The sequence below is a fragment of the Paracoccus sp. TRP genome (genome assembly GCF_000185925.1).
GTDB lineage: Bacteria > Pseudomonadota > Alphaproteobacteria > Rhodobacterales > Rhodobacteraceae > Paracoccus > Paracoccus kondratievae.
Genome location: NZ_AEPN01000024.1, coordinates 1 through 19,059, shown reverse-complemented (window position 1 = coordinate 19,059; position 19,059 = coordinate 1). Strand labels below are relative to the sequence as shown.

At 63.2% G+C, this 19,059-nt stretch carries 16 protein-coding genes and 1 pseudogene; 10 read left to right on the top strand and 7 right to left on the bottom strand.

The genetic code is table 11. From position 1 onward, the window contains the following. Positions 1-13: 13 nt before the first annotated feature. On the bottom strand, positions 14-2,692 hold the full coding sequence (locus PARACOCCUSGL_RS0113465; protein WP_010397500.1) for an MFS transporter: 2,679 nt from the start codon (positions 2,690-2,692) through the stop codon (positions 14-16). A gap of 313 nt (positions 2,693-3,005) precedes the next feature. Here PARACOCCUSGL_RS0113465 and PARACOCCUSGL_RS0113460 point away from each other — a divergent pair, with 313 nt between their 5' ends. Both PARACOCCUSGL_RS0113460 and ada read left to right on the top strand, forming a co-directional pair. Continuing rightward, positions 3,006-3,707: a helix-turn-helix domain-containing protein gene (locus PARACOCCUSGL_RS0113460; RefSeq protein WP_010397498.1), complete on the top strand. Its 702-nt coding sequence runs from the start codon at positions 3,006-3,008 to the stop codon at positions 3,705-3,707. A 91-nt stretch (positions 3,708-3,798) separates the two neighbouring features. Then, the gene (gene ada / locus PARACOCCUSGL_RS0113455; protein WP_010397496.1) at positions 3,799-4,860 is read left to right on the top strand and encodes a bifunctional DNA-binding transcriptional regulator/O6-methylguanine-DNA methyltransferase Ada; all 1,062 of its coding nucleotides are present in this window, start codon (positions 3,799-3,801) and stop codon (positions 4,858-4,860) included. A gap of 400 nt (positions 4,861-5,260) precedes the next feature. Here ada and PARACOCCUSGL_RS0113450 read toward each other — a convergent pair whose 3' ends face one another. Next, complete coding sequence (locus tag PARACOCCUSGL_RS0113450; RefSeq protein WP_010397494.1) at positions 5,261-6,451, bottom strand: multidrug effflux MFS transporter; 1,191 nt, start codon at positions 6,449-6,451, stop codon at positions 5,261-5,263. Continuing rightward, positions 6,444-6,623, bottom strand: coding sequence for a hypothetical protein (locus tag PARACOCCUSGL_RS0113445; RefSeq protein ID WP_010397492.1), 180 nt, complete (start codon positions 6,621-6,623; stop codon positions 6,444-6,446). The genes PARACOCCUSGL_RS0113450 and PARACOCCUSGL_RS0113445 overlap by 8 nt, the downstream gene beginning before the upstream one ends. Before the next feature lie 111 nt (positions 6,624-6,734). Here PARACOCCUSGL_RS0113445 and PARACOCCUSGL_RS0113440 point away from each other — a divergent pair, with 111 nt between their 5' ends. From PARACOCCUSGL_RS0113440 to PARACOCCUSGL_RS0113420, 5 genes are all read left to right on the top strand, one after another. Further along, positions 6,735-7,427, top strand: coding sequence for a FadR/GntR family transcriptional regulator (locus tag PARACOCCUSGL_RS0113440; protein WP_237701516.1), 693 nt, complete (start codon positions 6,735-6,737; stop codon positions 7,425-7,427). Between the two features lie 223 nt (positions 7,428-7,650). After that, the gene (locus PARACOCCUSGL_RS0113435) at positions 7,651-8,622 is read left to right on the top strand and encodes an asparaginase (RefSeq protein WP_029372248.1); all 972 of its coding nucleotides are present in this window, start codon (positions 7,651-7,653) and stop codon (positions 8,620-8,622) included. 101 nt (positions 8,623-8,723) lie between these two features. Further along, positions 8,724-9,692, top strand: a complete 969-nt coding sequence (locus tag PARACOCCUSGL_RS0113430; protein WP_010397487.1) for a TRAP transporter substrate-binding protein — start codon at positions 8,724-8,726, stop codon at positions 9,690-9,692. A 3-nt stretch (positions 9,693-9,695) separates the two neighbouring features. Continuing rightward, a complete protein-coding gene (locus PARACOCCUSGL_RS0113425) occupies positions 9,696-10,190 on the top strand; it encodes a TRAP transporter small permease (protein ID WP_010397484.1) in 495 nt (164 codons plus the stop codon). Further along, positions 10,183-11,472 carry a TRAP transporter large permease gene (locus PARACOCCUSGL_RS0113420; RefSeq protein ID WP_010397482.1) on the top strand — a complete coding sequence of 430 codons (1,290 nt, stop codon included), beginning with the start codon at positions 10,183-10,185 and terminating at the stop codon, positions 11,470-11,472. The genes PARACOCCUSGL_RS0113425 and PARACOCCUSGL_RS0113420 overlap by 8 nt, the downstream gene beginning before the upstream one ends. A 44-nt stretch (positions 11,473-11,516) precedes the next feature. On the opposite strand, the gene PARACOCCUSGL_RS0113415 is transcribed toward PARACOCCUSGL_RS0113420, so the two are convergent. The 3 genes from PARACOCCUSGL_RS0113415 to PARACOCCUSGL_RS0113405 form a co-directional block, all read right to left on the bottom strand. Continuing rightward, positions 11,517-11,903, bottom strand: coding sequence for a YbaN family protein (locus PARACOCCUSGL_RS0113415; protein WP_010397480.1), 387 nt, complete (start codon positions 11,901-11,903; stop codon positions 11,517-11,519). 23 nt (positions 11,904-11,926) lie between these two features. Beyond that, positions 11,927-13,144: an FAD-dependent oxidoreductase gene (locus tag PARACOCCUSGL_RS0113410; protein ID WP_010397477.1), complete on the bottom strand. Its 1,218-nt coding sequence runs from the start codon at positions 13,142-13,144 to the stop codon at positions 11,927-11,929. A gap of 165 nt (positions 13,145-13,309) precedes the next feature. Further along, complete coding sequence (locus PARACOCCUSGL_RS0113405) at positions 13,310-13,990, bottom strand: TetR/AcrR family transcriptional regulator (RefSeq protein WP_010397475.1); 681 nt, start codon at positions 13,988-13,990, stop codon at positions 13,310-13,312. 224 nt (positions 13,991-14,214) lie between these two features. On the opposite strand from PARACOCCUSGL_RS0113405, the gene PARACOCCUSGL_RS0113400 reads away from it, so the two are divergent. The 3 genes from PARACOCCUSGL_RS0113400 (at position 14,215) to PARACOCCUSGL_RS0113390 (ending at position 18,598) form a co-directional block, all read left to right on the top strand. Next, complete coding sequence (locus PARACOCCUSGL_RS0113400) at positions 14,215-15,444, top strand: HlyD family secretion protein (RefSeq protein ID WP_010397474.1); 1,230 nt, start codon at positions 14,215-14,217, stop codon at positions 15,442-15,444. A gap of 3 nt (positions 15,445-15,447) precedes the next feature. Beyond that, positions 15,448-17,052 (top strand): DHA2 family efflux MFS transporter permease subunit, encoded by a 1,605-nt coding sequence (locus PARACOCCUSGL_RS0113395; RefSeq protein ID WP_010397472.1) that lies wholly within the window; start codon positions 15,448-15,450, stop codon positions 17,050-17,052. Positions 17,053-17,146: 94 nt separating this feature from the next. Beyond that, positions 17,147-18,598, top strand: a complete 1,452-nt coding sequence (locus tag PARACOCCUSGL_RS0113390) for an aldehyde dehydrogenase (protein ID WP_010397469.1) — start codon at positions 17,147-17,149, stop codon at positions 18,596-18,598. A gap of 56 nt (positions 18,599-18,654) precedes the next feature. On the opposite strand, the pseudogene PARACOCCUSGL_RS20645 reads toward PARACOCCUSGL_RS0113390, so the two are convergent. Then, positions 18,655-19,059: pseudogene (locus PARACOCCUSGL_RS20645) on the bottom strand (integrase core domain-containing protein); the annotation flags it as partial.

Here is a 19,059-nt window from a genome sequence, read left to right as displayed (position 1 = left end):
CTCCTTGGGATTCTCATGCGGGGGTGGCGGCGCCGCTTTCGGCGCGGCCGCGTTCGATGTCATGCAAAAGGCCGCCCGGGCGGGTGTAGAACACCCAGGTCACGGCAAGGCAGAGCACGTAGAAGCCCAGAAAGGCCCACAGCGCGCCCAGCACAGACCCGGTCAGGGCGATCGAGCTGCCATAGGCCTTGGGGATGAAGAAACCGCCATAGGCACCGATCGCGCTGGTAAAGGCGATGATGGCGGCGGACTCGCGGTCGGACTGGCGGCGACGTTCGTCCGGGCTCAGTTGCGGCTCCAGCCGGGCGACCTCTTTGCGCATGATCACGGGGATCATCTGGAAGGTCGAAGAGTTGCCGACCCCGGTAAAGAAGAACAGCGCCATGAACCCGGCAAAGAAGCCCATAAACGAGGCCGCTTGCAGCGATACGATCACCAGCGCGACCGAGGCGATCATGCCGGCAAAGACCCAGAAGGTCACCCGTGCGCCACCGACCCTGTCGGACAGCCAGCCCGAGCCAGCCCGGCTCAGCGCGCCGACAAGCGGGCCAAGAAAGACGTATTGCAGGGCGTTCACCTCGGGGAAGGCAAGGCCGATCAGCAGCGGAAAGCCCGCCGAATAGCCGATGAAGCTGCCAAAGGTGCCGATATACAGCAGGCACATCACCCAGTTGTGCAGCCGGGTAAAGATCACTGCCTGTTCGCGGAAGCTTGCCTTCGCATCGGCGATGTCATTCATGCCGATCCAGGCAGCAATGGTCACGGCAATGATAAAGGGCACCCAGATGAAGCCCGCGTTTTGCAGCCACAACCGGCCGCCGTCCGACAGCGGTTGCGGGTCGCCGCCGACGGCACCAAACACGCCGACGGTGATGACCAGCGGGACAAGGAACTGCATCACCGAAACGCCAAGGTTGCCCAGACCAGCGTTCAGCCCCATGGCGCTGCCTTTTTCCGATTTGGGGAAAAAGAAGCTGATATTGGCCATGGATGAGGCGAAATTGGCCCCGCCCAGCCCGCATAGCAGCGCCAGCGCGACAAAGATGATGTAGGGCGTGGCGGGGTCCTGCACCGCATAGCCGATACCCATCGCCGGGATCAGCAGCGAGGCGGTCGAAAGCGTCGTCCACAGCCGCCCGCCAAAGATCGGCACCATAAAGCTGTAAAAGATGCGCAGCGTCGCCCCCGACAGTGCCGGCAGTGCCGCCAGCCAGAACAGCTGGTCCTGACTGAAGGCGAAACCGATCTGGGGCAGCTTTGCCACCACCACCGACCAGACCATCCAGACGGCAAAGGCCAAAAGCAGCGCCGGGATTGAAATCCACAGGTTCCGTTGCGCAATCCTGCGGCCCTTTTCCGCCCAGAAGGCCGGGTCCTCGGGCCGCCAGTCGTCAAGGACGCGCGGCATCACGGTGCGCTCGGGGTCATGCACCTCGGCCAGTTCGGGAAAGTTCGGCAACCGGTCCAGCGCCTTGCCCTGCGCCTGCCGCTCCATCGCGCGGATCGACAGATGCATCCACGCCATCGACACGATGACGACAAGAAACAGCAGCGCAAAGCACGAAGTCCAGATCCCGGTCAGGTCCAGCAGGGCGCCAAAGACGATGGGCAGGATGAACCCGCCAAGCCCGCCGATCATGCCGACCAGACCACCGACCGAACCGACATGGTTCGGATAATAGACCGGGATATGCTTAAAGATCGCCGCTTTCCCAAGGCTCATAAAGAACCCCAGTGCAAAAAGCGTGACCACAAAGGGCCAAAGTCCCATCTCGGTCGAGAACGAAATCAGCCCGTCCTTGCCACGGATCGTGTAATCCGTCGGCGGATAGGACAGCATGAACAGAAACAGCGCACTAAAGCCAAAGGTCCAGTACATCACCGTACGCGCGCCAAAACGGTCCGACAGCATGCCGCCATAGGCACGAAACACGCTTGCCGACAGGCTGAAGGCCGCAGCCGCCATACCGGCAACCCGCAGATCGACGCCATAAACCTCGGTCAGGTAATGGGGCAGCCACAGCGCCAGCGCGACAAAGCCGCCAAAGACAAAGAAATAGTAAAGCGCAAAGCGCCAGACCTGCAGCTTTTTCAGGGGGGCGAATTGCTCGGCCAGCGAAGGGGCGGCGATACCCGCCGCGCGCCGGGCCTGAAAATCGGGATCGTCCCGCGCGATCAGCAGGAAAATCACGCCCATCAGCGCGATGCCGACCGCCCAGATCTGCGCAACGGCCTGCCAGCCCCAGGCGACAAGGATAAAAGGCGCTAGGAACTTGGTCACCGCCGCGCCGACGTTGCCCATGCCAAAGATGCCAAGCGCCGTACCCTGACGCTGGCTTGGGAACCATTTCGAGACATAGGCGACGCCGATGATGAACGAACCGCCTGCCAGCCCGACGCCAAGCGCGGCCAGCAGAAAGCCCGTGTAGCTATGCGCCCAGGTCAGCGCCCAGGTCGCCGCGCCGGTCAGCAGCATCTGCAATGAGAACACCAGCCGTCCGCCATAACGCTCGGTCCAGACGCCGAGGATCAGCCGGACGAGTGAGCCGGTCAGGATTGGGGTTGCGATCAGCACACCATACTGGAACTCGGACAGGCCAAGGTCGTGTTTGATGGTGACACCGATGATGGAAAAGATCGTCCAGACGGCAAAGCACAGCGTGAACGCTATGGTGCTAAGCCACAGGGCCATCTGCTGCTCCAGTGGGGACGGAGAACGGGTTTCCGGCATGGCGGCTGCTCCGGTTTTGGGTCTTTCACGCGCATTTCCACCGCTCACCCAACACGGACAGGTGTCACCAGATTTGATCTAGATCAACCTGCACCCCCTCTTGGGGAAAAATCGTCCGGATTTGGTTTTTACGCTTCCTGCCAAGGAAACTGCTCAAATCGCCGTATCGGATCTATTAGTTAACTGAATAACAAAATTGGCAGTATTGATTGACAATAGTCAAACAAACTGCCAGCTTGCACCTGATTCCAGCCACGACAGCAAGGATCATCAGATGCGCGAAGAGGACCGCAACGACATCCGCAAGCTGACCCTGTTTCGCAACATGACCAGCCCGGCCTTTGATGAGCTGATGCACGCTGCCTACGATCAGGTTTTCCCCGCACAGCTTGAACTGGTCCGGCAGGGCGAAGCCGCGAATTTCCTGCATGTCGTGCTGGAGGGTGCGGTCGAGCTTTATGCCAATTGGCAGGATCGCGATACCACCATGGCGGTGGTCCAGCCGGTTGCGACCTTTATCCTTGCCGCCTGCATGCGCGATGCGCCCTATCTGATGTCAGCGCGCACGCTGCAACGTTCGCGGATCGTGCTGATCCCGGCGGTGGATGTGCGGGCGGCCTTTTCGCGCGATCCGGGCTTTGCCCTTGCTACGGTGCAGGAACTGGCCGAGGGCTATCGCAGCCTCGTGCGCCATGCCAAGAACCTGAAACTGCGCAATGCCCGCGAAAGGCTGGGGGCGTATCTGTTGCAACGATCGGATTATGCCGGGGCGCAGGGCTTTGTATTGCCGCAGGAAAAGCGGCTGCTCGCTTCTTATCTGGGCATGACGCCGGAAAGCCTGTCACGCGCCTTTAAGGCGCTGCGTGACCATGGCGTCCATATCGACGGAATGCGTGTGACCATCACCGACCCGGCCGCGCTGAAGGCGCTCGTCCAGACCGACAGCCTGCTTGACAGCCCGTTGAACATTCCCTGACCGCGCGAATTTGACCGCAAGCGGCGGAGTGCCCGGCTGCCCCGTCGGCGATATCCGTGGTAAGGAACTGTTCAGCAGAAAGGCTCTTGCCATGACCGATGCCGCCCTTCCTACCAAAGCCGATCCGCGCTGGCAGCGGGTGCTGGCACGCGATGCCGCAGCGGATGGAAGTTTCGTCTATGCCGTCCATACGACCGGGGTCTACTGTCGGCCCTCTTGCCCGGCGCGGCGGGCCAAGGCGCAGAATGTAACGCTGTACCCCGCGCCCGACGAGGCCGAAGCGGCGGGCTTCCGCCCCTGCCGACGCTGCAATCCGCGCGGTCTTTCAGCGGCCGAGGCGAATGCCGCGCTGGTCGCGGCCGCCTGCCGCCTGATCGAAGGCGCTGAAACCACGCCCAGCCTGGAACAGCTGGCCGAGGCGGCGGGGCTGAGCCCCTTTCATTTTCACCGCCAGTTCAAGGCCGCGACCGGAATGACGCCCCGCGCCTATGCCATCGCCCATCGCGCCGGCCGGCTGCGCGAGCAGTTGCACGACAGCGACAGTGTGACCGGGGCGATCTATGATGCAGGTTTCGGCTCGGCCAGCCGGTTTTATGAGAACGCGGATCAGATGCTGGGAATGACGCCTTCGGCCTGGCGCAAGGGAGGCGCCGGGGCCGAGATCCGCTTTGCGCTTGGTCAGAGCCAGCTTGGCGCGATCCTTGTTGCGCAAAGCCAGCGCGGCATCTGCGCCATCGCATTAGGGGACGATCCCCAGGCGCTGCTGCACGAATTTCAGGACCGCTTTCCTGCCGCCACCCTCATCGGCGATGATCCAGAATTTCAGGCCCTGATCGCCCGGGTCATCGGCTTTGTCGAGGCTCCGGGCGTCGGGCTTGACCTGCCGCTTGATCTGCGGGGCACGGTGTTTCAACAGCGGGTCTGGCAGGCATTGCGTCAGATCCCGCCCGGCAGCACCACAAGCTATGCCGAGATTGCCCGCCGCATCGGCGCCCCCCGCGCCCATCGCGCCGTAGCGGCGGCCTGCGCAGCAAACCCGGTCGCGGTCGCCATCCCCTGCCACCGGGTGGTGCGCAGCGACGGCGCGCTTTCGGGCTATCGCTGGGGCCTTGCACGCAAACGCGCGCTTCTGGAACGGGAAAGCCGGGACTAGTGGCGCAGCAGGATGATCAGGTTGAGTTCGACATCTTTCATCACGCGGCAGCCCGCCCCGCGACTAGGCCGAACGGACGCGACCCGGCAATCCACTGGCCCTGGCCCCGGGGGTGACAGCTGGCCCCAGACCGCGCATCCGGGGCTTTTCGGGGATAAAACCGCCCTGCGAGCCACGCCCGGATATGGGGCCGCTGACCCACAATTCACGCGTCAGACGCTGCGATGATCTGTTGGCCGTACCGGACGCTGCCGAATTCTGACAAGGCCGGCTTTGACGTGACCGCCAGCCGACCTGTCGGTTTACCGGCCCCACGCATGAGGGGCGCGAGGCATGGCGGCGGCTAACCGGGTGCAATCTGGCCCGGGTTGTGTTCACCGCCGCCCATCGCAGTAAACCCTTACGCCAGCAGCCGCAGGCGGGGCAGCGAGGCCGCGGCCGCGGCCCATGCCAGAACCGCGCACAGCGCAATCGCTGGCACCATCGTCACCGAGGTATTGTCAAGGAAAGGGCTGGTGACGGCGATCATCAGCCCGCCGGTCAGCATCTGGATCGTGCCACCCAGTGACGAGGCCAGCCCGGCAATATCCGGATGCGGATCCAGCGACATGACCATGGCGGTCGGCATCACCAGGCCCAGACAAGCATTGGCCATGAACAACCCGGCGATCACCACCGGCAGAGCATCAAACCCCGCCATCACCACCACCGACAAAAGCAGCGCAAGTCCCGCAAAACCGGTGATGGCAAACGAGATGACCCGCTCCATCCCATAACGCTCGGCCAGCTTGCCCGCGAATTGCGAAGCAGAGAAAAAGCCGATCGCATTCACGGCAAAGGCCAGCGAAAAGCCGGTCGGGCTAAGCCCATATTGCCCGGTATAAACAAAGCTCGCCGAAGCAAGGAACACAAAGAAGCTTGCCATGCCAAAGCCACCGATCATGGTCAGCCCCATAAAGCGGCGGTCGGACAAGAGACGTCTTGCTCCTTCGGCCATGGTGGTCAGACGCACGGGACGGCGCTCTGCCTGAGGCAGGGTTTCCGGCAGCACAAAAAGAATCAGCGCAAGGCTCAGCAGAGCGGCGGCCGCCAGCACCGCAAAGATCTCGCGCCAGCCGCCCCAGGCCATCACGGCCGAGCCGGTCAGCGGCGCAAGCATGGGCGAGACCGAAATCACAATCATGATCGCGGCCATCATCTTTGCGGCCGCTGGGCCGGTCGCCATGTCGCGGATCACCGCGCGCGGCACCGCCATCAGCGTCGCCGCACCAAGCCCCTGCAGGGCGCGGGCCGCAATCAGCCAGCCGATGGTCGGCGCAAGGCTGGCGGCCACCGTAGCGACAAGAAAGATCGCCACACCGATCACCAGAGGTTTCTTGCGCCCGACCGCGTCGGCCATCGGGCCGTAGATCATCTGGGCGATACCAAAGACGATGAAATACGAGGTCAGCGTCAGGGCGGCCTTGGCCTCGGACGTGCCAAGGTCGCGGGCCACCTGCGGCAGCGCGGGCAAATACATGTCGATCGCAAAGGGACCGACGGCGGAAAGCAGGCCAAGAATCAGGGCCATGCGGAACAACGGATCACGCATCGGAAAACCTGTAAATGTTCAGATATGAAAATAGCGGCGCAGAATCGCGCCAAGGGTCATTCACCGCCGCCGAGCGCCCTTCCTGCCATGCCCAGACGGCAAGGACAACCACCACGACCTGAAAAATCTCGCGCCGGGCGAAAAACCGCGCCTCGGCCGGGTCCGGCACCATGCGGCAACGCTGTCATTGATCTGGTGACAAAAAGGCACCGACCTCGACTGGACGGCTTGACAGGTGCGCCTGACGTGCAACATTGGCGCCATGAACAAGGTGGCTGATTGGTTGTCCAAGAAGAGCCCGGTCAGTCGGAAAAACGCCGCCGAAACGGTGTTCGAGGATCTGCGAGGCGCAATTTTGACCGGTCGTTTACCGGTCGGCATCCGGTTGCCTTCTGAAGCCAAGCTTGCCGAACATTACGGCGTCAGCCGCCCGATCATCCGCGAGGCCATGCGTTCATTGCAGACGCTGGGGCTGACCCGCAGCCGCAGCGGCAGCGGCAGCTTCGTGATCTCGGACAGGCAGGTGCCCGAGCTTGCCTATGGCAGCTATTCCGCCCGTGAGCTGATCGAGGCGCGGCCTTTTATCGAGATCCCCGCCGCCGGCTGGGCCGCCCTGCGCCGCAGCGAAGAGGACATGAAACGCCTGCTGCAACTGTGCGACAGCATGGAGCGGCAAGAGGATGCGCTGAAATGGGTGCGCCTAGATTCCGATTTCCACTGCCTGATCGCCGAGGCAGCGCGCAACCGGCTGTTTGCCCGCATCGTCACCGACTCTCGCGATGCGTTGATGCGCCAGTCCGAGCTGGTGAACCTGATGGCTGACCGGCGCATTACCTCAAATCACGAACATCGCCGCATCGCCGAAGCGATTGCCACAGGCTCGGAATCCGAGGCGCAGACCGCCATGCGCGACCACCTGCACGAGGTCGAACAGGCGATGACCTGGATCATCAACCAGCGTCCGGCGAATTCGTGATCTTCCACATTGCGGAACCCGGGCGCAATTTTCCTTTCATTGACTGACCCGTGACGCAAGATTATGCCGGGCTTTCGCGATGGCGTCTTGACCCTGCCGCAGGCTGTGCTAATCCCCAAGCTGTCTGACAGATTGAGATAACCGGAGCCCAAGACCCGGAGGCCGATCTGAAACAGGGCCAAATCTGCAGGGGGAAAATGTGCAAGGCCATAGGGCTTATGTCGTGACCGGAACGGGCCAGAACCCGCTGCTGGTGGTCCTGACCACCGGCGGAACCATTGCAAGCAGCCTGGATTCCGACGGAGCCGCACGGCCAAACCTTGGGGCCGCCGAGCTGCTGTCATTGCTGCCGCCGATGGCGGTGGATCTGCGCGCGCAAGAGGTGCTGGCCAAGGACTCGGCCAGTCTGACGCTGGCCGACATGCAGCGGATCAGCGATGCGGTGGGGGCAGCACTGGCCGATCCGCAGGTCACGGGGGTCATCGCACTGCACGGCACCGACGCAATGGAGGAAACCGCGCTCCTCGTTCAGTTGCAGCATGGCCCGCAAAAGCCGGTGATCTTTACCGGGGCGCAGTTTGCATCTGACCATCCACGCTCGGACGGCGCGCGGAATTTCACTGATGCTGTCCGGGCGGCACTGCAACCCCAGGCAGATCCGGGGGTCGCCCTGGCCTTTGGCGGTCAGGTCATGCCGGTCTGGGGGCTTTACAAATTCTCGACCGATGCACCCGACGCCTTTCGGCGGGTGGCGGATGAAGGGGCAACCATCTCGCACCCCTTGCCCGCCCCTGTCAGCGATCTGAGGGTCGATATCATCGCCGCCCATCCCGGCAGCGACGGGCTGCTGCTTGAGGCCAGCCTTGCAGCCGGCGCCCGCGGCATCGTCATCGCGGCACTGGGGTCCGGCAATGCCACGCCCGAACTGGTCGCGGCAATCGCGCGAGCCCGCAACGAAGGCGCGGTTGTCGTCGTCTCAAGCCGCGTGCCCGAAGGACTGCTTTCGCCAATCTATGGCGGCGGGGGCGGCGGCCACGACATGCGCCGCGCCGGAGCCATCCACGCCCGTGTGCTGCGCCCGGGGCAGGCGCGTATCCTGCTGGCGGCAATGCTGGCCAATGGCTGCTGCGAGACAGAAATCGCTAACGCATTCGAAGGCACCCCTGATACCGTGCCGCAATCCCGCCCTGCCTGAGGGGCGGGACCGCTCTCTCACCCGGCCCCACGACGGGTGCCGGGATTGCACATTCCCGTCATGTAGCGCTAAATCGCCCCCGGAAACGGGAAGGAACCAGCATGAAACACGTCTTTGCCGCCGCGCTGCTTTGCGCTGCCGTCGCCGCGCCGTCATTCGCGCAGGAAATCAAGATCGGTTACGCTCTGGCCGAGGACAGCCACTACGGCGCGGGTGCCAAGGCATTCGAAGCCTCGCTCAAGGAAAGCCTTGGCGACCAGTTCACCTTCCGCCATTTCCCCTCATCGGGTCTGGGCGGTGAGCGTGAGGTTCTCGAAGGGCTGCAGCTTGGCACTGTCGAAATGACCATCGCCTCGGACGGTACGCTGACCAATTTCGTCCCCGAAGTCGGCGTTTTGGGCATCCCCTTCCTGTTGCGGGACAAAGATCACGCCCGCAAGGTTCTGGACGGCGAGGTCGGGCAGGAGATGCTGGCGAAATTCGACGCCGCCGGTCTGCACGCGCTGGCCTGGGGTGAGCAGGGCTTTCGCCATATCACCAGCAACCGCGGCCCGGTCGAGAAACCCGCCGACCTGAGCGGGCTCAAGATCCGCACCATGGAAAACCCGGTGCATATCGAGGCGTTCCGCGCCCTTGGCGCCGCCCCTACCCCGATGGCATGGCCCGAGGTGATCGGCGCGCTTGAACAAGGCGCCATCGACGGGCAGGAAAACCCGCTGTCGGTGATCGTATCGGCCAAGCTTGACGAGGTGCAGAAGTTCCTGACCCTCGACGGCCATGTCTATTCCTCGACGATCATCCTTGTTTCGCCTTCGCTGTGGAACGGGCTCGACGACACGCAGAAAGCCGCCTTTGACAAGGCCGCTCGCGATGCGGTGACGGCGATGCGCGCCTATGTGGACGATGTCGATGCCTCGGGCGTCGAGGCGATGAAACAGGCCGGCATGCAGATTAACGAGCTGTCGCCCGAAGAAAAAGCCGCCTTCCGCGACGCGCTGGCCGGGCCTTACAAGCAATATGAGACCCAGTTCGGCAAAGAGCTGATGGACCGCATCCAGGCGGTCGAATAACCGATGCGCCGGATCGAACACGCCTTTGTCGCGCTGAACGGTGCCGTTCTGGTTCTTGGACTTGCCGCCATGGCGGGGATCCTTGGCTGGAACGTCGCCGGTCGCTACCTGACCGGCAATTCGCTGACCTGGGCCGATGAGGTCGCGCGTTACTCGATGATCTGGCTGACCTTTCTGGGCTGCGGGCTGGCGCTGCGCCACGGCGCCCACGCCGCCATCACCAATGCACAGGACGCCCTGCCCGCCAGGGGTCAGCTTGTCCTGCGCGGCGTGATCCTGTTGATCCTGTTCGGCTTTTTCGCCTTCATGGTCTGGGTCGGCATCGACTACATGAACCGGACCTCGATCCAGCGGTCGGCGGCACTGCAGGTGCCGATGAAGTGGATCTATGCCGCAATGCCCGTCGGTTTCCTGCTGATGATCCTGCATCTGGCGCTGGTCGCACCACAATATCTGCGGGCGGGCCTGCAGCAATCTGACGAGGCCCCAGTTGGTTGAGATTCTGATTGTCGCATTTCTGATCCTGATGATCATGGGGGTGCCCATCGCCTTTGCGCTGGCCATGGCCGCCTTTGCCGCGGTCGGCCTTTCAGGCCGCTATCCGCTGGTCGTGGTGGTGAAAGAGATGTTCACCGGTCTTGACAGCTTTCCGCTGCTGGCTGTGCCCTTTTTCATCCTCGCGGCCGAGATCATGTCCACGGGCGCGATCTCGCGCATGTTGCTGCGTTTTGCCTCGCAATTCGTCGGGCATCTGCGCGGCGGGCTTGGCTATGCCAATATCCTGACCGGGACGCTGTTTGCCGGGATCTCGGGCTCGGCGCTGGCCTCGGCTGCCGGCCCCGGCGCAATGATGGCACGGATGATGGAGCGCAGCGGCTATTCCAAAGCCTATGCCGGGGCGCTGACCATCTCGGTCGCGGTCATCGACCCGATCATTCCGCCCTCGATCACCATGATCATCTATGCGCTGCAGGATCGCAATACCTCGGTCGGCTCGCTGTTCATGGCAGGCATCCTGCCCGGTATCCTGATCGCCGGCCTTTTGGCCGCCGTGAACTGGTGGATCAGCCGCAAACGCAACTATCGCAGCGGAGAGCCGCGCCCGCCGCTGGGCGATATGCTGCGCAACACCGGTGCTGCGCTGCCCGCGCTTTTGTTGATCGTGCTGATCGTCGGCGGCATTCGCGGCGGGGTCTTTACCCCGACCGAAGCCTCGGTCGTCGCAGTTTTCTACGCGATCCTGACCAGCGCCTTTATCTATCGCGGCTTTACGCTAAGCGATCTTTGGGGGGCTTTCCTGCGCTCGGCTATCATGTCGGTCGCGGTGCTGATGATCCTGGCTGCCGCACGTGCCTTTGCCTGGGTGCTGATCATCGAGGGCGTGCCGCAGGCCATGGCTGACGCGGTCATCGCCATGGACCTGTCACCCATAGCGTTTCTGCTGATGGTGAACCTGCTGCTGCTGGTGTTTGGCATGTTCATGGACCCGCTGCCCGGGGTGATGATCCTTGTGCCGATTCTTGCGCCCATCGCGCATAACCTTGGCATCGCAGCAGACCATTTCGCCATCATCGTCATCGTCAACCTGACCTTCGGGCTGATGACGCCCCCGGTCGGAGGGCTGATTTTTGTCGTCGCCTCGGCGACACGGCAAAAACCCTCGGCGCTGATCCGCGAATTGCCGCCGTTCTTTCTTGCGGCGCTGGCATCATTGCTGATCCTGACCTTTGTGCCTGCGCTTTCAACCTGGCTGCCCCAGATCAGCGGCTTTGCGCGCTAAGATATCGCGGCAAGGCGCGGACCTCTGTTGCCTTGCCGAATTCCTTAAGCCGAAGGGCGGGTAAAGACATAGCCGAGCCCCAGCCCCATCAGCCCGGCCACCGCCAGTACCAGCGGCCAGCCCGGGTGGCTGAAGAATAAAAACAGCCCAAAGCCTGTCAGCGTCCCGATAAGCGCCGCCCATTTGGCCCGCATCGGGATCGCCCCGCGCTCACGCCAGTCCGAAAGCAGCGGGCCGAATTGCGGATGTGAAAGCAGCCAGTTCTCCAGCCGCTCGGACGAGCGGGCAAAGCAGGCGGCGGCAAGGATCAGAAAGGGCACCGTCGGCAGCAGCGGCAGAAATATCCCGACAAAGCCCAGACCGGTAAAGCCAAGGCCAAGCGCAAGAAACAGCGCCCGCATCACGGCAGAATGGCGCTCAGGCCCGGGCATGGCCGACCTCGCGCCACCCGGCGTCAGTCCACGCCATGGCCTGGCACCTCTTTTACATGTTCGGGCCGGAACCCCATGCCGATCAGCCGGCCCATGGTATGGGCAAGCAGCGGAAAGCGGGCGATTGCACGGATAAAGCCCGGCGGGCGCGGCGCGGCCTCGCCCTTTTCGTTACGCTTGCGACGCATCATGCGCTGCAATCCCTGCGTGGCCTTGGTCGGGAAACGGCGGCGGGCCTCGACCCGGGCCAGATCGGCATCCTGCAACCGCCCCTCGCGCAAAGGGCGGGCAAGGATATTTGCCGCCGCCACCGCGTCCTGAATGGCAAGGTTGACGCCGAACCCCCCGACCGGCGACATGGCATGTGCCGCATCGCCGATGCACAACACCCCCGGCGCCCACCAGCGTTTCAGCCGGTCCATGCGGATCGAAAGCAGGTGCACCTGATCCCAGCCCTGTATTTCGTCAAACCGCCCGGCCGGCAGGGGCGCCAGCGCAGCCAGCGCGGCGCGAAATGCGGGCAGGCCGCGCGCCTTGAGGTCATCGAAACTGCCCTTGCGGATGACATAGCCGCATTGCCAGAAATCGCCGCGGTCGATCAGCACCAGCCCTTGCTGCGGGCCGGCATGGCTCATCGCAGGGACCGGATCGTCGGGCAGGCGCGTCAGCCGCAGCCACAGCACATCAACCGCTGAGCCAAAGTCCTGAACCTCCAGCCCTGCCTTGGTACGCACCACCGAATGCCGACCGTCCGCACCAATGACCAGCGGCGCACGGATCTCGCCTTTCGCGCCGCTTGTGTCCTGCCAGATCACGCCGTGGATACGCCCGTTTTCGCGTAAAAGGCCGCTGACGCCATGGCCCATACGCAGCGAAAAACCCGGCAGCTCCTGCGCCTTTTCCGCCAGAAAATTCAGGAAATCCCATTGCGGCATAAAGACGATATAGCGACAGTCGAGCGGCAGGCGACTGAAATCGGCGATGGTGACCTGCTGGCCCGCGATCTCGGCATGCAGGTCGGGCGCCTTTTGATGCGGCAGGCGCAGGAATTCGTCCAGCCAGCCCAGTTCGGCCATCAGTTGCAGGGTGGCTGGATGGATGGTGTCGCCGCGAAAATCATGCAGGAAATCGGGATGCCGCTCCAGGACCGTGACGCGGGCACCCGCCCGCGCCAACAGCAGCCCCGCCATCATCCCCGCCGGTCCGCCGCCCGCAATCACGCAATCCCGTTCCTCGGCCATGTCAGTCCTCCGATCTTGCTGAGAGCCGCCTGGCAGGACGCCCCCCGAAAGTGCCGGAGGGGCCAGAGGGGCTGGACGGCCATGCCCGGTGTTGTCACTCACCGCCAGTATAGCCATCACCGCGGCCCTGCCGCGCTTGGGCCAATTGACGCAGAAAAGGCGCCGTCAGCCCGCCACCGGACCGGGGGCATAGACGGCCAGAAAACGTGCGACGCGGCGGCGGATAAAGGCCTCGATCTCATCATCGCTCAGCGGAGGCATCATCAAAAGCGCGCGGCGCTGCAAACCGCCCAGCAACAGGTCGACGAATTCGGCCCCCGCCTCAAGGCAGTCGCTCATTACCAGATCGCCCTGGGCCACGCGGCGCTCAAAATACTCTGCCAAAGCCTTGATCGAGCGGGTGGGCCCGGCCTGATAGATCAGCCGAGCCAGTTCGGGGAATTTCTCACCCGCGCCGATCATCATGCGCATCGCGGCCAGCACCTCACACTGTAGCAGCGTGCCGATCATGCGTCGGGCGATCTGGCACAGCTCATGCCCGACATCCTCCGTACCCGATCCGATCTGGCGGATGGTCTGTTGCAGGCGACCGCATTCGGTCGAGACCAGCGCCTGAAACATCGCCTCTTTGCTGTCGAAATACACATAGAGCGTACCCTTCGACACCCCCGCCGCCTTGGCGATATCCTGTACCGAGGCGGCCTCGAACCCATGCGTCAGGAACATCCGCCGCGCGCCATCAAGGATCTGGCGGCGTTTGGGATTGTCCTCGGGCTGCATCGTCAGGTCGCAGGGATCACCCTGATCACCCTTGTCAGATGCCGTCTTGCCGCCGGGTTGGTTCAAACCTGCCTCCTTTTCCTGCACGCTGCGGATGTCGTGCGGCAGGATATGCCACCCCGTCAGGAAAAGTCATTCCCTATCCCGCAGGGTCCCTTAATATGTATATTGACCGAACGGTTCGGTCAATACTATAAGCAGCCTGACCGCGACTCGAATCCCCCCTCCTCCACCGGGGCTGGCTCTTCGATCTGCTGGCAGCGGTCACTATCGGAAAGGCGCGATATACCATGGCTTCGACGCACGAAGATTCGTCTGCGGCAACCGGCCCCTCGCCCGGGGCACAGCCGGCGGCGAAAAAACCCGGCAAGGCCAAACGCATCCTTGGCGCGCTGGCGCTTATCCTGCTGGCGGTGGTCGGTTACGAGGGCTGGCAATGGTTCACCTCTGGCCGCTTTCACGAAAAAACCGACGACGCCTATCTGCAAGCCGATCTGGTGACGCTGCAGGCGCGCGAAAGTGGCTATATCGCCGAGATCCTTGTCGCGGCCAACGCGCCCGTCCGCAAGGGTGAGGTCATCGCCCGCATCGACCCCGAGGATTATGAACTGGCGCTGGAAAGCAGCCGCAACGGCCTGGCCGTCGCCGAAAGCAACGTGCGTCAGCTTGAGGCGCAGATCACCGCCGGAGAGGCCGCAATCCGCCAGGCCCACGCCGCAGTGACCGCCGCCGAGGCAACCAGCGACGGCGCACAACGGGCCTATCGCCGGGCGCGCGAGCTAAAGACCACCTCCGCCGGCACGCAGGCCGCATTGGATGCAGCCGAGGCGAATGCGAAATCCTCGGCCGCGCAGGTTGAAAGCGCACGCGGCGCGCTGGCCCAGGCCGAGGCCGAGCTGGTGTTGTTCAAGGCCCGGCTGGACACCGCCCGGCTTGAGGTGCAATCGGCCCGCACGGATCTGAGCAAGGCGCAGCGCGATCTGGACTTTACACAGATCCGCGCCCCTTTTGATGGCATCCTGACCGAACGGCGGGTCGAGGTCGGCTCATACGTCGGCCCGGGCAGCCCGATCGGGACGCTGGTGCCGGTGCAGGAGGTCTATGTGGATGCCAATTTCAAGGAAACCCAGATCGCCGATATCCATCCCGGCGCCAAGGTTTCGATCCGCGTCGACGCCTGGCCCAAAGAGGTTCTGCATGGCACGGTGGACAGCCTTGCCGCCGGTACGGGACAGGTGTTCAGCATATTGCCCTCGTCGAATGCCACGGGCAATTTCACCAAGATCGTGCAGCGCGTTCCGGTACGGATCCAGATCGACGCACAGGACCGCGCTCGCCTGCCCCTGCGCCCCGGCTTGTCGGTCATTGCCGAGATCGACACCCGCACCGGTGCCAGTCAGCAGCTGATGCCGCCCACGACCACGCCCGAAGAAGCCGCTCCGGATATCGCCGCCACCTCTGCCGCGCCCGAAGCTGCGGCCAAGGACGCCGCCCTGCCCGACAGCCACAACAGGGGCTAGACCATGGCTGCCAACGGCACCGCCGAAGTGACCGCCGCGCCCGTCGTAATGACTGCCGCGGTGGATGAGGACCGGATCGACCCACGCCGCCTCATCACCTTTCTGCTGATGGTGCTGGGCATGTTCATGGCGATTCTGGACATCCAGATCGTCTCGGCCTCACTCTCTGAAATTCAGGCCGGGCTTGCGGCATCAAGCGATGAGATCCCGTGGATCCAGACCTCGTATCTGATCGCCGAGGTCATCATGATTCCGCTGTCAGGCTATCTGTCGCGGATGCTGTCGACGCGCTGGCTGTTCACCATCTCGGCGGGCGGCTTTACATTGATGAGCCTGATGTGCGGCCTGTCAAACTCGATGACCGAGATGATCATCTGGCGCGCGCTTCAGGGTTTCATCGGCGGGGCAATGATCCCCACGGTCTTTGCCTGCGCCTTCACGATCTTTCCGCGATCAAAGATGCATATCGTCTCGCCCATGATCGGGCTGGTGGCGACGCTAGCCCCAACGATCGGGCCGACGCTTGGCGGTTATCTGACGGAATACCTTAGCTGGCACTGGTTGTTTTTCATCAACGTCATTCCCGGCATCATCGTCACCAGCGCGGCTTTTCTGATGATCGACTTTGACAAGCCGGACATGAGCCTGCTGCGCCGCTTTGACTGGTGGGGTTTTCTGGGCCTTGCGCTGTTTCTTGGCGCAATGGAATATGTGCTGGAAGAAGGCGCGGCAGACGACTGGTTCGCCGACGAACTCATCGTCGCCATGACCGCAGTGATGGCGGTTGGCGGTTTTCTTTTCTTCTGGCGCGCATTCACGGCCCAAGAACCTATCGTGCGGCTCGACGCCTTTGCCGACCGCAACTTTGCCATGGGCTCGCTGTTTTCCTTTGGCCTTGGGATCGGGCTTTATGGGCTGATCTATATCTTTCCGCTCTATCTGTCGGGGGTACGCGGCTATAATTCGCTACAGATCGGCGAAGCGATGATGGTGTCGGGCGTGTCGATGTTTCTGACCGCCCCTATCGCCGGACGGCTGTCGCAAAGCGTCGACCCCCGGCTGATGATGGGTATCGGGTTCGGGATCTTTGCCTTTAGCTGCTGGATGATGACCGGGCTGACCGAGGATTGGGACTATTGGGAAATCTTCCTGCCTCAGATCCTGCGCGGTGTCTCGCTGATGCTCTGCATGGTGCCGGTATCGAACATCGCACTGGGGATGCTGCCACCTGAAAAAGTCAAGAACGCCTCGGGCCTGTTCAACCTGACGCGCAACCTTGGCGGCGCGGTCGGGCTGGCGCTTATCAACACCGTGCTGCGCAACCGCGAGGATCTGCATTATGCCCGCATCGCCGAAAGCGTCAGCGGCACCAACCATGCCGCGCAAGAGACGATGCGGATGCTGGAACAGGTTTATTCCAGCCTTGGCGAGGCAGCCGATACCGCGGCGCTGGCGACACTGACCCAGATGGCGCGTCTGCAATCAATGCTTATGTCGCTGGCCGATATCTTTGTGCTGCTGACCGCTCTTTTCGCCTCTCTCGCGCTGCTTTTGATATTTGTCGAACGCCCCGCGTCCGGCGGCGGCGGCGGTGGCGGCGGGCATTAGACCGACCACATTGCCCTGCCCTCACGGGAATGATGCTATGGCCCGGTCGTGGGCCCCACAGCCCCGATTCGACCCCGCGCGACAGGAGGAGAGCATGGGTTTCGTCAGCATGAAGATCGGTGGAAAGGCACGCCCTGCCAGCGACGGGCGCAGCTTTCACCGCCGCAACCCGGTCACCGGCGCGATTGCCAGCGAAGCCGCCGCCGCAAGCCCGGCCGATGCAATCGCGGCGGCTGACGCGGCCGCCGCAGCCTTTCCCACCTGGGCCGCACTTGGCCCCAACGCCCGGCGCGCAGCGTTGCTTGGTGCGGCCGATGCGCTTGCCGCCCGCGCCGATGCTTTCGTCGCCGCCATGGCTGACGAGATCGGTGCGACCGAACCCTGGGCACGTTTCAACACCATGCTGGCTGCCTCGATCCTGCGCGAAGCGGCAGCGCTGACCACGCAGGTCGCGGGCGAGGTCATCCCGTCAGACAAGCCGGGCTGCCTTGCCATGGCCAGCCGTGAGCCGGTCGGGGTGGTGCTTGGCATCGCACCCTGGAATGCGCCGGTGATCCTGGGTGTCCGGGCTCTGGCGACCCCTCTGGCCTGCGGAAATGCCGTGGTCTTCAAAGCGTCCGAGACCTGCCCGCGCACCCATTCGCTGATCGTCGAGGCCCTTGAGGAAGGCGGGGTGCCCCGCGGCCTTGTCAGCCTTGTCACTAACGCCCCCGAGGACGCAGCCGATATCGTCGGGACGCTGATCGATCATCCTGCGGTGCGACGGATCAACTTTACCGGATCGACCAAGGTCGGCCGCATCATTGCCGAACGCGCCGCACGGCAGCTTAAACCCTGCCTGCTTGAATTGGGCGGCAAGGCCCCGTTTATGGTGCTGCACGACGCCGATCTGGAAGAGGCGGTGAATGCCGCGATCTTTGGTGCCTTTTTCAATCAGGGCCAGATCTGCATGTCGACCGAACGTATCATCCTTGCCCCCGGGGTTGCCGAGGATTTCGTTGCACGGTTTATCGCCCGTGCTGCTGCACTGAAGGCCGGAGATCCTCGCGAGGGCAAGGCCCCTCTGGGCGCACTGGTCGATGTCCAGACCGTCACCAAAGTCACGGCTCTGATCGAGGACGCCCGCCAGAAAGGCGCAACCCTGCATTCTGCCGGAACGGCCGAGGGTGTGCTGATGCCGGCGCAGGTGGTCGATCACGTCACGACCGATATGCGCATCGCCAACGAAGAGAGCTTTGGTCCAGTGGTCGCCATTTTCCGCGCCCGTGACGAAGAGGACATGATCCGCCTTGCCAACCACGGGGAATACGGGCTGTCAGCAGCAATATTTACCCGCGACGTGGCGCGCGGGCTGACGGTGGCACGCCAGATCAGGTCAGGCATTTGCCACATCAACGGCCCGACCGTGCATGACGAGGCACAGATGCCCTTCGGCGGGACCGCCAGTTCCGGTTATGGCCGCTTTGGAGGCAAGGCGGGTATTGCCGAATTCACCGAGCTGCGCTGGATCACCGTGGAAACCCAGCCCGGCCAATATCCACTGTAGGATCACAGCCCCAAGCCACCAGATGGCGCGGAATTGCACATCATTAGCGGCAGCACCTAGTTGCTCAGTCCCGGTATCTGATGGACCGGGTTCAGGATGAATCTGTCGGGCTCTGATGTCGAAATCTCGCAGATGTATTAGTAAGGCGTGAGACCGCCGGGGATCTTTAGCCTTCGTGCGAAGTTGTAGGCCGCCATGAAGTCTGCGAGGTGTGTTCGCAGTTGGTCGTGGGTTTCGTAGTGGAAGCGTTTGACGGTGGCGTCCTTGATCGTGCGGTTCATCCGTTCGACCTGGCCGTTGGTCCAGGGATGGTTGGGCTTGGTCAGCCGGTGCTCAATCCCGTTTGCCTCACAGATCATGTCGAAGCGCATCAGCCGGGAGTAGAGGGTGTTCCGGTTCCACGGCTGCTCTGCGAACTGGATTCCGTTGTCCGTGAACCGCACCGGGTTTGCCGGAGGCTC